Below are 16,365 nucleotides of genomic sequence, written 5' to 3'. Positions count from 1 at the left end.
CATGCCGAACTCAGTAGTGAAACGAAACAGCGCCGATGATAGTGTGGCATTTGCCATGTGAAAGTAGGACATCGCCAGGCTCCAAATTAGAGAAAGCCCGATTCGAAAGAGTCGGGCTTTTTTGCGTTTTAGCTGTCAGCTTTCAGCCATCAGACATCAGCTGAACTGCGGGGTTGTTTAGTACAGAGACTCCCTCAGCACTCTCTGTTCATTCTCCAGGTAGGTTGGGTAGAGCGGAGCGAAACCCAACACGAGTTAGCGAGTTTCTAGTTAGCAAGGGTAAAGTTGAATTGTTGGGTTGTTTAGTAGAGAGTCACCCACAGCAACAACCCCCGTAGGAGGCACTTCAGTGCCGAATTCAGACCATAACAAGCATATTCATGGCAGAAGCCATTCCTACGTGATGCGTATCTCAGACGGCAGATAATAGATGTCAGTTGATCTACCGAGTTGTCAGGTAACTGAGTCTCCCTCAGTAACAAAGCCTCGTAGGAGGCACTTCAGTGCCGAATTCAAACTATAACAAAAACATTCATGGTTAAAGCCATTCCTACAAGTACACTTAGCCTATAACCTCCGGCTGAGGGTGACGCAGCACCAAACACCCACACCGAGCGGCTGATCGCTGACGGCTGAAAGCTGATAGCTGATAGCTGATAGCTCTGTGTTGGGTTTCGCTGCGCTCTACCCAACCTACGCCACGCCTTCCAACTTTCCAGTTACTAACAAAAAAGCCCAGCAGGCTTCCCTGCTGGGCTTTTTAAAGTTTAAGCTTTGACTATTTAATCATGCTGTAGATAAGCGCAAATACGGCTAGAGAGCCAGCTGTTAATACGAACAGTGTGCTCAAGCGGTTTCTGTATTTGTGTAAGCTAGGCACCTTATATACGGCAATCATTGGCATGATGAAAAGGATCATGGCGATGATAGGGCCTGATAGCTGATCCATCATGTCTAAAATACTTGGGTTGATCACTGAGCAATACCAAATAGCGAAGAACATGATGACAGTGCCAATCTTATCAACAAGCTTAGGGTTCATATGCGCTTGTTTACTGACTAAGCCGTTGAAGCTTTCACGGGCACCTAAAAAGTGACCTAAGAACGATGAGGTAATCGCGATAAAGGCAACTAATGGCCCTAAGGTCGCAATAAACGAGTTATCAGTAATATTGGCAAGGAATGACAAGATAGATACGTTATCTGCTTTTGCTTGTACCATTTGCTCACTAGAAAGCGACAGCACGCATGAAAAAACAAATAATAAAACAAATACAATTAACAATAAGCTGGTGCGCTTCAGAATTGCTTCTGACTTCATTTTGGCATTGTCGCCATAGTGAGCGCGCTGTACATGTACAAAGCTTGATATTGCAGCGGCATGGCTAAACGAGAATACAATGATAGGTATTGATAGCCAAAGTGTTTTCATGAAACCTGAAAACTCAGGGATTGATACATCAGGCATTTGCCAGCTTGGGATCAAGTAAATCGATAAGAAGAACAGGATAGCGACGAGAGGATAAACAAGAATAGCAAAGGCACGTAACATGAGTGCTTCGCCACCTAACATTAGGCTGATCATACCGCCAACGAGCAGGCCAGATAACAGCACGCGTGGGGGTGACTCCATACCTAATTGATTAACGATAAAGCTGTCTACAGTATTGGTTAAGCCAACACCATAAATAAGTAAGATAGGGAAGATAGATAGAAAATACAGTAAAGAAATCAGGCGTCCTGCATTAATGCCAAAGTGTTCTTCTACTACATCGGTAAAGTCTGCTTCAGGCTTTTTTGATGATAAAACAAAGCGGGCTAAGCCTCTGTGAGCTAAGTAAGTCATCGGAAAGGCAAGGCATGCCATGATAATTAAAGGCCAAAATCCGCCGATGCCGATATTAATTGGTAAGAATAAAATCCCTGCACCGACTGCGGTGCCAAATAAACTTAACACCCACTGGGTGTCATGAAGATTCCATTTTGAGTTACTACTTGTTGTCGATGCATCATACTGCATAGCATCTTGATGTGTGTTCATTAGCACTCCACTATTAGAATAATAATTGTCGCGCAGCATATAGAAAAGCGACTAAGAATGCATGTTTTAGCGTTGTATTTAAATAACTATGCTGTAAGGAGAGACTTACAAAGGAAAAAGTTGGGCTTATTGAGATAAGCCCAATTAAGCTATTTATTCTGCAGCTGCAAGTGCGCGAGCTTTAATGTCTGCGGCAAATGCTAAACCTTTCTTAAAACGCGCTTCAGCTGCTGTGATTTCACTTTCATCGCCATTAGCAGCAAGCACCCCTTGTGAAAGGGCTTTATAAAGTGCAGTAATTTGTGCCTCGTAACCGGCTTCAATTGCTTTTTCAACAGTCGTCATGGTTATTCCTTTAATAGATTAAGAGAGCAAAATATTATAGGAACAAGGACTTATTATCTAGGTGGGTTTCACTATTAAGTGGTAGGCGTTAAATCTATAGACTTACTTTGAGATGATAAGAAAGGTGCTGGGTTTCGCTACGCTCAACCCAGCCTACGATATTAAACGGAACGTTTTTAGTCCTGTAAAGCCGATACGACAAAATACGGATTCAGATACTCTTCTTTACTGTTATACAGTAGTGGGCTGCCATCGAGTTTGCTAACCGTTGCGCCTGCTATTTCAGCAATCGCATGACCTGCTCCGGTATCCCACTCACAGGTTGGGCCAAGGCGTGGGTATATATCTGCACTCCCTTCGGCAACAAGGCAAAGTTTTAGTGAGCTGCCTTTTGAAACCATTTCTACATCTTCAAACTGTTTTACGAATTCAGCTAAATCAGGAGAGGGGTGTGAACGACTGCCGACAACACGGATAAGCCCTTTATTTGGTTTACGGGTTACCTTAAGTTCGATACGCTCATCACCTTTATCTTTAAAGGCACCTATTGCTTCTGCAGCAATATACGACACACCTAATGCCGGTGCATCGACAACGGCCAATACCGGTTTACCTTTTTCAATCAAGGCAATGTTTACAGTGAACTCGCCATTCTTTTTAATGAACTCTTTGGTGCCATCAATTGGGTCTACTAACCAGTAGCGTTGCCAAGTTTGACGGATATCCCAGCTAATATCAGCGCTTTCTTCGCTTAGAATTGGTACATCAGGGGTGAGATGTTGTAAGCCATTCACAATCACTTTGTGAGCTGCTAGGTCGGCGTCGGTCACTGGGCTTTCATCAGCTTTGTACTCAACATTAAAGTCCTTTTCGTAAATCCCCATTATTGCACTGCCGGCTTGGCGTGCGAGGAGTAAGATTTCTTCTAGCAGTTCCGTTTGATTCATGACTTAACCTATAATTTGCTGTTGTTTTAAATACGCTACCAGTTCTTGCACCGATTGGTCTAGGCTGTTTTTACTGGTATCGATTTTAATTTCTGGCGATGTAGGGATTTGATAGTCTGAGTCGATACCTGTGAAGTGCTTAATTTCACCTGCACGCGCTTTTTTATAAAGCCCTTTAGGGTCGCGTGTTTCACACACGTCGAGCGGGGTATCTAAAAATACCTCAATAAACTCACCATCCTCTACTAAGTTTCTTACCATATCGCGTTCGCTTTGGAATGGCGAAATAAATGCGGTTAATACCACAAGACCGGCATCGACCATTAGCTTGGCAGTTTCACCTACGCGACGAATGTTTTCCACGCGGTCTTCATCAGTAAAGCCAAGATCTTTACATAAGCCATGACGCACATTGTCGCCATCAAGTAGGTAGGTGTGAACGCCTAACTGGTTTAATGCGCTTTCTAGTGCGTTAGCAACTGTACTTTTGCCTGAACCTGAAAAACCTGTGAACCATAAAATGGCAGGCTTATGCTTTTTTTGCTCACTACGCTGTGATTTGCTAATGGCGTAATTATGCCAAACAATATTTTCATCCATTGTCTTTACTCTCGTTATTGAAATGGGAATACCAGTGGTATGAGTGTTAAAACCGTAATCGAGTAAATAATCGATAAAGGTAAGCCCATGGCAATGTAATCTTTAAGGCGGTAATTTCCCGCGCTGTAAACCATCAAGTTAGTTTGATAACCAAATGGCGAAATGAAGCTCGCTGATGCACCAAATGCGACAGCCATAATAAAAGGCAACGGTGATACATCAAAACCAACGGCGAGTGCATACGCTACCGGAAACGAAAGCGCTGCAGCGGCATTGTTGGTAATGAGTTCGGTAAATAAAACCGTCATTAAGAATATGGCGATAAATGCGCCGTAAGGCCCAAAGTCACCTAATACGTATAACATGGCCGACGAAATTTCACCGGCAAGGCCTGTGCCTATCATGAGTTTGGCAAGGCCAATGGCACTACCGACTACTGCGAGTAACTCTATTGGGAAGCGACGTTTTACTTCACTTAGCTTGATTGTGCCCGTTAGCATTAAACCGATAAGAAGAACGAGTAGGCCTTTTACTAATGGCACTAGGCCAACAATACTTAACCCTAATACGGTTGCAAAACTTGCTAACACAATATTTGATTGCTTAGGTTTTAAATGGGTTTGTAAATCAAGGCCTGATATATAAACAAACTCGCGTTTTAAATTGGGCAGCGAGTAAAATGCTTTGCCAGGAGCAAGGATCAAGGAATCACCCGCTTGCAGTTGAACTTTACCTAAGCCACCTTGTAAACGGTCATGGCCGCGGCGAATGGCAATAACGGCTGCATGAAATTGTTCACGAAAGCGAATTTCTTTAATTGTTTTACCAATGTATTTTGATGAATGACTAACAACAACTTCAACTAGGTGCTCAACGTCTTTCTCATGTTTGTCGTGTACAACTTTTAAGCCATCAAATTGGGTGAGCAGAGGTACTGACTTTATATCACCTACAAAAAGCAGTACGTCACCTTCTTTAATAACTTGTTTTGGGGTAACCGCGCAAATACGTTTATCACCACGGATTATTTCGGCTAAGAACAAGTCTTTTAATTCACGAAGGCCATTTTCCTCAACACTTTTACCAATTAGTTTAGAGCCTGTTTCGACTTTACCTTCAAGGTAAAAGGGCACCACTTCTTGGTCATTTTTACCGTTATCTGGTAAATACTTGAGCATCACTAAAATAGTGATAAGTCCAACACTTAATGCGCCTAAACCAATCAAGGTAAAATCAAAAAAACCAAGTGGCTCCATGCCCGCTTCAACGGCAAAGCCATTAACAATTAAATTGGTTGAGGTACCTATCAGGGTGATCGTGCCACCTAAAATGGCAGTGTACGATAAAGGCAACAAAAGCTTAGACGGTGAATGTGTCGGGCTTTCTTTTATTGCACTGATAAGCGATGCTACTACTGCTGTATTATTAGTAAATGATGATAAAAAGGCAGTTGATAAACCCAGTTTTGTCACCGAACTTATCAGGCTACCTTTCGAAAGAGACTGAGCAAGCTTTTGCACTAACGTGGTTTTTTCTACCGCTATCGAAACGAGTACAAGTAGAATAAGAGTAATTAAAGAAGGATTTGCATAGTTAATTAGCATATCTTCAAGGCTGATCAGCCCAGCTAAATAACTAATACCAATGGCGCCGACAAATAACCATGCAGGTTTTAGTCGAGTGCCAAAAAGGCACCCGACTAATACCAGCATAATGCCTGTTAATACCAGCTGTTGATACATGCTTTTTACTTCCTATAACAGGCGAATGGTGATTATTTAAGCTTAGTTATATCAAGCGCTTGCCAATGAGGGAAGTGCTTGCGTACTAATGCGTTAAATTCAACTTCAAAATCGCTAAAGTTACTTTGTTGCTCTTCGGTGCTAAGTAATTGTTCAATCATACCTGCAGCAACGGTCAGGTTAGATAAGCGATCAATTAGGATAAATGCACCTGTTTCATGGTTGTTATGGTACTCATCAGCCAAAATTGTTTCTGTAAGCTCTAGGGTTACAATGGCAATTTCGTTAAGCTGTAATGAGTCAGCTTGACCATGCTCTAGGGTATTAACATCAATCGTGTGATCGATCTTTCTTACCACTGCCGAGGTATTTTTGCTGCCTAACTTAAAGTTGTAGCTTTTACCTAATACTAACGGTGCTTCATGCATCCATACTAATTTAGCTTGAATACGGTTTGTTACAGCAGCATTTGAGGCTGCTGGTACAATCACATCGCCACGACTGATATCAATTTCGTCGTTTAACGTTAAGGTAATTGCTTGGCCTGCTTCAGCGGTATCTAGGTTACCATCGAAAGTGACAATCTCTTTAATGCTCGAGCTTTTACCCGATGGTAATACTTTCACTGCATCACCCACGCTAAGTTTGCCAGACGTTAAAGTGCCTTGGAAACCACGGAAGTCTAAGTTCGGGCGTACTACATATTGCACTGGTAAGCGGGCTTCAAACCCGTTATCAATTTCAGCTGCTGGTGAGTCTTCAAGTAACTCCAGCAGTGGCTTTTCTGTGTAATAAGGTGTGTGCTCTGAGCGTGTTACTACGTTGTCACCTTTTAGCGCTGACATCGGCACAAATTTGATATTAGTGACGTTTAGCTGCTCTGCAAACTTAAGGTAGTCGGCTTTGATTTTCTCGTATACCGTTTCATCGAAATCGACGATATCCATCTTATTGATAGCAACAACAAACTGCTTAATACCTAATGAGTCACAGATAAAGCTATGACGCTTAGTTTGTACTTGTACGCCGTAACGAGCGTCAACTAGGATAATCGCCACGTCACTAGTTGATGCGCCGGTCACCATGTTGCGTGTGTATTGCTCATGTCCTGGCGTATCAGCAATAATGAATTTACGTTTTGCTGTAGAGAAGTAACGATAAGCAACGTCAATGGTAATACCTTGCTCACGCTCAGCTTGAAGACCATCTACAAGGAGTGCTAAATCAAGCTCTTCACCGGCATTACCGACTTTTTCATTGTCTTTATGCAGGGCTGCAAGTTGGTCTTCATAAATTTGGTGGCTGTCGTGTAAAAGGCGGCCAATCAGCGTTGATTTACCGTCATCTACACTACCACAAGTCAGCATGCGTAAAAGGCTTTTGTCTTGTTGACGCGCAAGGTAGGCGTCGATGCCTAGCTCTCTTACTTCATTAATCGTGTCGTTTGTTTTAGACATTAGAAATAGCCCTCACGTTTTTTCTTTTCCATTGAACCAGCAGAGTCGTGATCAATCACGCGGCCTTCACGCTCAGAAGAGGTAGAAAGCAGCATCTCTTCAATAATTTCAGTTAAGGTTCCTGCTGTTGATTCCACAGCACCCGTTAGCGGGTAACAACCAAGAGTACGGAAACGGACCGATTTCATTTGCGGTACTTCACCTTCTTCTAAAGGCATACGTTCGTCATCAACCATAATAAGCGTGCCGTTACGCTCAACTACAGGGCGTTCTTTGGCAAGATAAAGTGGAACCATTTCAATGTTTTCTTGGTAGATGTACTGCCAAATATCAAGCTCAGTCCAGTTAGAAAGCGGGAATACACGAATACTTTCGCCCGGGTTAACTTGGCTGTTATACGTATTCCAAAGCTCTGGACGTTGGTTTTTTGGATCCCATCTGTGGTGTTTGTCACGGAATGAGTAAACACGCTCTTTAGCACGTGATTTCTCTTCGTCACGACGTGCACCACCAAACGCAGCATCAAAGCCGTATTTGTCTAACGCTTGCTTTAAGCCTTGCGTTTTCATGATGTCGGTGTGTTTAGCTGAGCCATGCACAAATGGATTGATATCAATCGCTAAACCTTCTGGGTTTTTATGGACGATTAAATCAAAACCATACTCTTTAGCAAGGCGGTCACGAAACTCAATCATTTCCTTAAACTTCCAGTTGGTATCAACGTGTAAAAGTGGAAATGGAATTTTTGCTGGGTAAAACGCTTTACGCGCTAAGTGTAATAACACGGATGAATCTTTACCGATAGAATAAAGCATCACCGGGTTTTCAAACTCAGCAGCAACTTCGCGCATGATTTTGATACTTTCAGCTTCTAATTGCTGAAGGTGTGTTAAAGCCATTGTTAGTCGTCCTACTAAAATGATTAAAAGTTAAATTAAGCTACGCCAGTTAAAGGCTGGGCAAAGCTGCTGGTTTGCTCGGTTTGACCAAACCATGCAAGCTGATGGTGCAATGATGCAACTTCGCCAATAATTAATAAGGCGGGTGAAATAATGCTATGGCGCGAAATCAAATCTGCCAGCTCACCTAATTGCCCTGTAACCACACGTTGTTCTTTACGTGTGCCGTTTTCGATAATGGCAACGGGTGTGTCTGCACCGCGGCCATGTTTTAATAATTGTGCTTGAATATGTGGTGATTTAATCACCCCCATATAAATCGCTAAGGTCTGATTTGGTTTGGCAAGTGACTGCCAATCTAATTCTTGACCATCTTTTTTACAGTGACCCGTTACAAACTGAATGGCTTGGGCATGATCTCTGTGAGTAAGTGGAATGCCAGCATAAGCACTACAACCTGCAGCAGCAGTAATACCCGGTACGATTTGGTAACGTACTTGATTAGCTGCGAGAACTTGCACCTCTTCACCACCACGGCCATAAATAAACGGGTCGCCACCTTTAATACGGCATACTTTTTTGCCTTGCTTGGCAAAATCGACCAGCATCTGGTTAGTATCTTCTTGTGCAACACTGTGATCGCCTAAACGTTTACCCACGCAAACCAAATCGGCATCACGGCGCACTAAATCCATAATTTCATCAGAAACCAAGTAGTCATATACAACCACGTCGGCTTGTTGCATTAATTGTAGTGCTTTTAGCGTTAATAGCTCTGGGTCGCCCGGGCCAGCACCAACAACATACACTTCGCCTTCAGGCTCAGGCTTGGCATCTAACATCTGCTCTAGCTGCGCTGTGGCAGCTTCGGTATTACCCGCTTGAACTTTGCTCACGACTGATGAATCAAATACGCCTTCCCAAAACTGGCGACGATCGGCAAAGTGTTTAAAGCGTTGTTTTACTTTGTCACGGAAGCTGCCCACTAAACTTGCTAGTGGCCCAATATGCTGTGGAATAAGCGTTTCGAGTTTTTCACGTAAACGACGTGCTAAAACTGGCGCTGTACCGGCGCTTGAAATTGCAATTGTGATCGGGTCACGGTCAACAATTGATGGAAAAATAAAGCTGCACTTAGGTTGGTCATCTACCACGTTTACGAAGATATTGCGTGCATTGGCAAGCTTAAACACATCCTCATTTACGCTGTCGATATCAGTAGCAGCAATCACTAGCATCTGTTGCTCTAAATACTGCTCTTTGAAAAAGTCGTTAATAAGCGTTACATCACCTTGCTTTGCAAGCTCTTGTAGTTCATCACAAAATGCAGGGGCGACTAAGGTCACGTTGGCGCGGGCTTTTAAAAATGCTCGGCACTTGCGTAACGCAACATCCCCACCGCCGACTACCAGAACAGGCTTGTCGTCTAATTTGGTAAAGATTGGTAAATATTGCACTTTGTCTACACCCCTAAAACACATTGAATAAACTGCTTATTGCAGGTAAGCAGAATATAGTGCTCCATATAAAGTAAAAAATAATTAAAACCAAGTTTATATAGCTAAAAGTTATATATGGTGGTTGTGTTTGGCTTAAGGCTTAGTTAACAAGGGATTGCGGCGAGTTACAAGTAAATTAGTTGCCTTATGGTGATTAGTTATGATTTATAGCCGAATGATAAAAATTTGCTACTATAGGTCACTAAGATAGCAACAAAAAAGTAAACGTAATGAATAAAACACAAACAATCGCTGCTCAAGCGGTGGCGCTGATGGACTTAACAACTCTGAATGACACCGACACCACAGAATCAATTAATAACTTGGTTGCTAGTATTGAGCCAAAACTGGGCATCCCTGCGGCGGTTTGTGTGTACAGCCAATTTGTTAGTGACGCTAAACTGGCACTCGCTGAGCGTGAACTTCAGCACGTAAAAGTGGCGACAGTTACAAACTTTCCTGATGGGGAGCAGCCTCTAGAACAAGTGATAAATGAAACACTGTTTGCCATTGAGCGCGGAGCCGACGAAATTGATTTAGTGATCCCCTATAAAGCACTGATTGCCGGTGATGAGCGCAAAGTTTTAGAGTATGTCAAAGCGTCAAAAGAGGCATGTGGCAGCCAAGCGCAACTTAAAGTCATTATCGAAAGTGGCGAATTAACCGATGATCTTATTGCAACGGCAACTAAGCTGGCAATTAATGGCGGTGCTGACTTCGTTAAAACCAGTACCGGTAAAGTGGCTGTTAATGCAACGCTAGCTGCAACAGCCATCATGTTAAATACCATTAAAGCGACTGGTAAAAAGGTTGGTTTTAAGGCAGCTGGGGGAGTCAGAACAGTCACTGATGCTGCTGAGTATTTAGCCTTAGCCGAATCAATCATGGGTGAAGCGTACTTACAGCCAGAGCTATTTCGTTTCGGCGCTTCTGGGTTATTAAGTGATGTATATGCGACATTAAATGAATCGTGAGAGTGAACAAGAAAAAATAGCACTCGAGCATAGTGCGGCAAAGCTATTTTTACGCTGCTACGAAAAGCAGTTTGGTGTAACCATGCGTAATATCTGGCATAACACACCAAGTAAACCAGATGTGAGTTGTTATAAAGGTGATGAACGGCTCGATATTGAAATAGCGCATTTATATGCCAGTGAAACAGAAGCGATGGCGGTGCTAGGTCGCCCGCTGTCTATCTCAATGCAACGCGATCTCGCTGAAATGGCTTTAGCACCGAGTAACGAACGTTTGCACTGTGCTTTGCATCGATTGCTGGCACAAAAAGCTAAGAAACATTACGAGTCTTCGCAGCCTTGGTTATTAATTCGAAATGCCAGTACTATATGGCATTTTGATGATTTTAAGTCAGTACTTACTCACCTTGATGTGCCTAAGCAGCATCCCTTTCAACAAATTTGGTTGTTATGTGATTTTTATCGTGGTGAGTTGTTGCAAGTAGTGTGATATGTAGCAGGTTAGTGTAGTGAAGGCGCCAATAAAAACGGTGATACAGCCAGTGCTAACACTGGCTGTAAGTTTACTCAGTCAAATTTAAACATGCTACCTAAGCTTTCTAAACTTGACTTGTTGGTTTTGGCAATACACTGTGTATCATCAAGGGATTTTTTGGTTGCTTCATCTGCAAGCCCCGTCACTTTTAGCTTATTTTCTTGCTGATATTCAGTGAGCGCAATCACAGTGGCTTGATCATACTTTACGTCTTCAACGTCAAATTCTTCATAGTGTGGTTGCTGCTTCAAGTAACCTAAACACACTAAATTGAGTCGTGACATCGCCAGGTCTGTTTTTTCATAGTAAGGCATTCTGTGACTCGGAACAGTAACCGATGCTATTGGCGCTTTAGCCGGTGCTGCAGCTGTGGTTACTTTTAGTGGTGCAGGGGCCTTGTAGCCAGCTGCTATGGTGTTGTCGCTATTATAACGATAATAAGTTGTGGGCACTTTTGACTCTAAGAATTCAACGGCTTTTACGATTACTTCGCGCAATGCTTTTTCTTTTGGCGTGTTTGACCAGCCACTTAAATTTCCACCGACAAGTGCACCGCCAAAGTTAGTCGCTGCTGATGTGAAATCGAAGTCTTTACTGCCACCTTCAACGCTGGTTGCGGCTAGAATTCGCGAGGTGCGGGTATCAATTAGGCGTAAATCAATGGCCATGTGTGAGCCTGAGAAACCAGCCGATACTGAACTAAATACATCACCAATAAAACCACCGCTGCCTACACTGGCACCTGAACTATCATCATCGAACTCAGTAACTGCTGCAACTACCACGATTTCGGCACCTTCGATTTCACCATAAGCTGCTCCTGATGCTGCACTTACGCGCCCAGAAACAGCGAGGTCTTGCTCAGATAACACCGCATCGAGTGCTTGTCTTTCTAAAACAATAAATCGATTGGTACTGACTAATGCGGTTGTTAATTGATCTGCCATACCTTCACCGATTTCTTTTCGCCACCAACGCGAATCATTTGATTTATCGGTAAAGCGGGCTACAGCGATGCGAGCTTTTGGGCCGTTATATTGTTGCTGTGCGACTTCATTTACATTTGGACTATTTTTATTACTTGTTGATGTCGACGTGCTTTGACATGCACTCAGTGCTGCTGCAAATAACGTTAGCGAGATCGCCTTGTGTGTTTTTGTGAGCATATGATTTTCCTTAACTGATATCTCATACAGAAAACTGGCTAACAACAATGTGTGAGCTGTTTGAATTTTTATGGATATAAAGTAGGTAAATCAGTGGCTTGTTAATAGTACTCAGACGAAAACTTTATTCACTGACGCGAAAATCTGCTTGTTTTGTATATTTTTCTCGGTATTGCTTTGGTGAGATCCCATATTGCACTTTGAAGCTTCTTGCGAAGTAGCTTTGTGAACTAAAACCGTTATTTTGGGCAACTTGACCTATTGAGTATGAGCTATTAATAAGCTGCTTTGCTGCTAGTTCAATGCGTGTATTACGTAAATAATCTGAAGGAGTGAGGGAGTAGAGTGATTTCATCTTCAGCTGTAAAGCGCGAGCACTCATACACATTGCTGCGGCGAGCTGTTCAACTGAAAATCCTTCATCTTGATAGTGGGCTAACACCACTTGCTTGAGTTTTTCAGTAAAGCAGTAGTCTTTGTTTTGCACTACCATGGTCTCTGTGGGGCTCGTTGCTATGGGGGCGGCTAGTTGTGCAGTTAAGTGTTGATTTAATAGCTGGCGTAAACTTATCAGACTTTTAACGCGGCTGATCAAAAGAGTCGGTTCGAAAGGCTTACTCAAAAAGTCATCAGCTAACAAGTCAAGCCCTTTTAAGCGGCTTTGCGTATCTGCTTTTGCAGATAAAAGTAACACAGGGACATGGCTGGTGGCAGGATTTTCACGTAGTTTAGCCAGTAGCTGATAACCATCCATAACTGGCATCATCACATCACTAATAATGAGATCTGGTAATTCATCTTGGCAAAGGGAAATCGCGTGTTGGCCATCAGCAGCACAAAGGCAGTTAAATTCTTGATTAAATAAGCTGAGCAGTAGCTGTGTCATATCATGATTGTCTTCAACAATGAGAAGGGTTTGTTTAGCACTGCGATGTTCTAAGGTCGTTTTGCTCTGGTTGGTGTTCATAACAACCGGCAATGAAACACTAAAGCAGCTACCTTTACCTATCTCGCTGTGAAGTGTTATTTCTCCTCCATATGCTTCCACAAGTTGTTTTACTAATGTTAGGCCGATACCACTGCCTGATTCGATTGACGCTACACGTGTAAAGCGCTTAAAAACCTGATGCTGATCCTCAACAGCAATACCTATTCCGGTGTCGGTTATATTTATTATGGCTTGTTGCTGATTAACCGTTAGGCTTACGCTGACACTGCCACCTTCAGGAGTGTACTTTAAGGCGTTATTGATTAAGTTACTAAAAATAGAATGGGCGTGATTAGGTGCAATATTAGTCGCACATAATAAATGATCATTATCTTGAAAACTAAACTGTAAGTTTTTTTGCGCAAATAGCGGGGCGAAGTCGTGCGTAAGCTCGGTTAAAAAACGTGCTAATGAATATGGAGAAACAGTGTACACAGCAGTACTTGGTCGTTTGCTTAATTGCAGTAATTGATTAATAAGTTCAAGTAACCGTTGGCTGTTGCGTTTAATACTCGCGAGGTGTGTTTGTGATTGCGTGTCCTGATGTTGCTGTTGCAACTGACTGACAGGGGCAAGGATTAAACTCAGGGGCGTTTTTAGCTCATGACTAATGTTATCTAAGAATTGATCTTTTAATTTGTTTAACGCCACTTCTTTTTGTTTGTCTTGCTCAGCTAGTTTGCGTTTGTAAATTGCATTTAATAGTGACCAAGCCACGCTCAATACGGCAAGAAAATAAACCACGTATGCAATGGGGCTTTGCCACCAGGGCGGCACAACGGTCAATGCTAATAAAGACTTGGTTTGACTCCATTGTCCATACTGATCTTTTGCTTTAATTAGTAGTTCATATTGCCCAGCAGGGAGTTGTGGATAGTTGACTTGGCGAAGACTTGCGTCTGTATAGAGAAACTGCTCATCAAAACCTGCTAATTTATAGCCATATTGATAATGGTTTGGGCTTGCTGGATTTTGTAGAGCGCTAAACTTAAACCCGATGACTCCAGATGATTGCGGCAGAGAAAGCGTGTTAGTGGCATTTATAAGCAAATCAGATTGCTGATCAAAGTAACGCGTCTCAATCGCTTGGTTGTTGAGCAGCAACTCAGTTAAAACTGGGGTAGGTGGCGTATGAGTTAAATCTAACTGCTCAGGATAAAAGTGGTTAAAGCCATTGATGCCACCAAAATAGAGTTCGCCATCAGCAGCTTGAAAGCTCGCGCCGAGGATAAAAGATTGATGCTGAATACCTTGTTCGGGTAAAAATTGCTGTATTTTGCTGGTATGCGGTTGATAGCGGGATAAGCCACCATTTGTAGCAAGCCAAAGGTAACCCTGTTTATCAGCTAAAATATCAAAAATATTGTCATTTGCCAGACCATGTTGCTCTGTTATGTGCTTAACGGCAAAGGTCTGTTTGTCGACTTTATTTAGCCCTTGCATAGTGCCAACCCAAATAGTGTTTTTATTATCCAGTAATAAAGAGGTGACCATATTATGGCTGAGCGCATTTTGTTCTACTGAAGAAGAACGATCATTAAGGAGTGTAAAGTGCTCTGTGTCTATATCTAACTTGTTGAGTCCAGCACGCGTGCCTATCCAAAGTGCATTGTCATCATGATCATAAGCGAGTGTAAAAACAGTGTTGTTAGCTAGGCTGTTACGAGTAGGGTCATGTTGGAAGTGGCGGACACTTCCTGTGCTCGGGTCAAAGCGGGTAAGACCTTGGTTGCTGCCAAGCCAAAGTATATCGTTACCGTCACTCGCAATTGCGTAGACACGATTACTGCTTAACTGATGACTCTGCATCGAGAAGACCGCAAAGTCATCGCTGTCTTGTTGGTATTTAAGTAACCCGCCACCATAGGTTCCTACCCATAATTGCTGTTTATTATCTTCGTGTAGAGCAAAAATATTACTATTAGGGAGTTGAGACTTATAGTTTTTATAGCCATTTTCAGTTCGTAGATTAAGCCCGTCGCGAGTACCTACCCACAATTGGCCATTACTGCGCTTGATAATAGCGCGAATAAAGTTGTGGCTAAGAGAATCAGCGTTGAGAGTTTTTGTTTGATGAGAAAATTGCTGTTGAGAAGGATTGTAGCGCTGCACCCCAAAGCCATCACTACCAATCCATATAACGCCTTGAGGATCTTGATAAACTGACAATAAATAATCACTTTTCAACGAGTTTGTCAGTTGTGCGTCATGTCGATATTGGACTATATCCTGATGAATATTTTTGTCTTCTTCAAGAAAATAAATGCCTTTTCCATAACTTGTGATCCAAAGATTATTACTGCTATCAATTAAACTATCAGTGATCCAGACACCATTAAATCGTGCAATCTCATTGGTCGTGTCGTTTTTTGGGTCGAGCAGGTATAAGCCGTGTTTAGCGCCTACCAAAAGTTGCTGGTTTGCTAAAAGGTTGATGTGCCATAGTGCCGAGGTGATAGTGGCATGCTGTTCAAACTGTTTTGTAACACTATTGAACTTTATTAAGCCATGGCTGGTGGCAAGCCACAACTGGTTATTGTTTGTAACTATATCGCGAATAACAATATTTGGATTACCTGAGAGCTTGATTTGGAAATGTTCAACCTGCTGTTTAGGTAAATTAAACATCGTTAATTTACCTTGTTCATGGCCAAGCCACAGGTTGTCGAACTTATCAAACGCCATTGACCAGATTTTATCATCGCTAAGCGGCAGCAGTGAGCTGGACGAAGTATATGTGCTGAATTGCCCTGTTGTTGTATCTAAGCGGTTTAATCCTTTACTTGCAGTGGCAAACCAAAGCTGATTATTTTTATCTTGTAGACATGCGGTGACCCAATTACCTGAAATACTGCCTTTTAAACCCGTTGCTTTAAAACGTTTAAATTCGTAACCATCAAATCGATTTAAACCACCTTGGGTTGCAAACCACGTGAACCCTTGTGCATCGTTGATACTACAATTGATGGAGTTTTGGCTTAGCCCTTGTTGACTATCGAAGCTACTTAAATGCAGAGGACGAGCGCTGACTGAGTAACAAATCAGTAGCGTAATAGAGCAAAAAAAACGAAATAATAGGCTATGTTGAGCAGTCAAATTGAACGTCCATTTATTGTAATTGTTCCTATATCGGGTTGATGATAAACTGCTTTTTAATCAATGTTAATATTGA

The 16,365-nt window shown here is 42.4% G+C and carries 12 protein-coding genes; 2 read left to right on the top strand and 10 right to left on the bottom strand.

What is annotated here, in order from left to right; translation table 11 throughout:
• Window positions 1-778: 778 nt before the first annotated feature.
• From NH454_RS20100 to cysG, 8 genes are all read right to left on the bottom strand, one after another.
• A complete protein-coding gene (locus tag NH454_RS20100; protein WP_253040060.1) occupies window positions 779-2,041 on the bottom strand; it encodes an aromatic amino acid transport family protein in 1,263 nt (420 codons plus the stop codon).
• A 153-nt stretch (window positions 2,042-2,194) separates the two neighbouring features.
• On the bottom strand, window positions 2,195-2,386 hold the full coding sequence (locus NH454_RS20095; protein WP_063700758.1) for a hypothetical protein: 192 nt from the start codon (window positions 2,384-2,386) through the stop codon (window positions 2,195-2,197).
• Between the two features lie 176 nt (window positions 2,387-2,562).
• Window positions 2,563-3,333 (bottom strand): 3'(2'),5'-bisphosphate nucleotidase CysQ, encoded by a 771-nt coding sequence (cysQ, locus tag NH454_RS20090; protein WP_054554817.1) that lies wholly within the window; start codon window positions 3,331-3,333, stop codon window positions 2,563-2,565.
• Between the two features lie 3 nt (window positions 3,334-3,336).
• Window positions 3,337-3,933: an adenylyl-sulfate kinase gene (gene cysC / locus NH454_RS20085; RefSeq protein WP_235383923.1), complete on the bottom strand. Its 597-nt coding sequence runs from the start codon at window positions 3,931-3,933 to the stop codon at window positions 3,337-3,339.
• A gap of 14 nt (window positions 3,934-3,947) precedes the next feature.
• A complete protein-coding gene (locus NH454_RS20080) occupies window positions 3,948-5,675 on the bottom strand; it encodes an SLC13 family permease (RefSeq protein WP_253040059.1) in 1,728 nt (575 codons plus the stop codon).
• A 32-nt stretch (window positions 5,676-5,707) separates the two neighbouring features.
• Window positions 5,708-7,132, bottom strand: a complete 1,425-nt coding sequence (gene cysN, locus NH454_RS20075) for a sulfate adenylyltransferase subunit CysN (RefSeq protein WP_199527553.1) — start codon at window positions 7,130-7,132, stop codon at window positions 5,708-5,710.
• Window positions 7,132-8,031, bottom strand: a complete 900-nt coding sequence (gene cysD, locus NH454_RS20070) for a sulfate adenylyltransferase subunit CysD (protein ID WP_135922817.1) — start codon at window positions 8,029-8,031, stop codon at window positions 7,132-7,134. The genes cysN and cysD overlap by 1 nt, the downstream gene beginning before the upstream one ends.
• 35 nt (window positions 8,032-8,066) lie before the next feature.
• Window positions 8,067-9,488, bottom strand: coding sequence for a siroheme synthase CysG (cysG, locus tag NH454_RS20065; RefSeq protein ID WP_253040058.1), 1,422 nt, complete (start codon window positions 9,486-9,488; stop codon window positions 8,067-8,069).
• 272 nt (window positions 9,489-9,760) lie between these two features.
• On the opposite strand from cysG, the gene deoC reads away from it, so the two are divergent.
• Together deoC and NH454_RS20055 are read left to right on the top strand one after the other, a co-directional pair.
• Window positions 9,761-10,504 carry a deoxyribose-phosphate aldolase gene (gene deoC, locus NH454_RS20060; RefSeq protein WP_199527555.1) on the top strand — a complete coding sequence of 248 codons (744 nt, stop codon included), beginning with the start codon at window positions 9,761-9,763 and terminating at the stop codon, window positions 10,502-10,504.
• A complete protein-coding gene (locus NH454_RS20055; protein ID WP_135922814.1) occupies window positions 10,494-10,994 on the top strand; it encodes a hypothetical protein in 501 nt (166 codons plus the stop codon). The genes deoC and NH454_RS20055 overlap by 11 nt, the downstream gene beginning before the upstream one ends.
• A gap of 77 nt (window positions 10,995-11,071) precedes the next feature.
• Here NH454_RS20055 and NH454_RS20050 read toward each other — a convergent pair whose 3' ends face one another.
• A complete protein-coding gene (locus NH454_RS20050) occupies window positions 11,072-12,205 on the bottom strand; it encodes a CsgG/HfaB family protein (RefSeq protein ID WP_253040057.1) in 1,134 nt (377 codons plus the stop codon).
• Window positions 12,206-12,329: 124 nt separating this feature from the next.
• Window positions 12,330-16,289: a two-component regulator propeller domain-containing protein gene (locus tag NH454_RS20045; protein WP_253040056.1), complete on the bottom strand. Its 3,960-nt coding sequence runs from the start codon at window positions 16,287-16,289 to the stop codon at window positions 12,330-12,332.
• Window positions 16,290-16,365 lie beyond the last annotated feature (76 nt).

Source organism: Pseudoalteromonas sp. Ps84H-4 (assembly GCF_024124645.1).
In the GTDB taxonomy this organism is placed as follows: domain Bacteria; phylum Pseudomonadota; class Gammaproteobacteria; order Enterobacterales; family Alteromonadaceae; genus Pseudoalteromonas; species Pseudoalteromonas lipolytica_C.
Note: the sequence above shows the minus strand (reverse complement) of the source record. Positions and strands in the feature narration are given on the sequence as shown.

Coding starts and splice junctions, on each gene's coding strand:
- NH454_RS20100 (WP_253040060.1), bottom strand. CDS start 2,041: ATGAACACACATCAAGATGCTATGCAGTATGATGCATCGACAACAAGT.
- NH454_RS20095 (WP_063700758.1), bottom strand. CDS start 2,386: ATGACGACTGTTGAAAAAGCAATTGAAGCCGGTTACGAGGCACAAATT.
- cysQ (WP_054554817.1), bottom strand. CDS start 3,333: ATGAATCAAACGGAACTGCTAGAAGAAATCTTACTCCTCGCACGCCAA.
- cysC (WP_235383923.1), bottom strand. CDS start 3,933: ATGGATGAAAATATTGTTTGGCATAATTACGCCATTAGCAAATCACAG.
- NH454_RS20080 (WP_253040059.1), bottom strand. CDS start 5,675: ATGTATCAACAGCTGGTATTAACAGGCATTATGCTGGTATTAGTCGGG.
- cysN (WP_199527553.1), bottom strand. CDS start 7,132: ATGTCTAAAACAAACGACACGATTAATGAAGTAAGAGAGCTAGGCATC.
- cysD (WP_135922817.1), bottom strand. CDS start 8,031: ATGGCTTTAACACACCTTCAGCAATTAGAAGCTGAAAGTATCAAAATC.
- deoC (WP_199527555.1), top strand. CDS start 9,761: ATGAATAAAACACAAACAATCGCTGCTCAAGCGGTGGCGCTGATGGAC.
- NH454_RS20055 (WP_135922814.1), top strand. CDS start 10,494: ATGAATCGTGAGAGTGAACAAGAAAAAATAGCACTCGAGCATAGTGCG.
- NH454_RS20050 (WP_253040057.1), bottom strand. CDS start 12,205: ATGCTCACAAAAACACACAAGGCGATCTCGCTAACGTTATTTGCAGCA.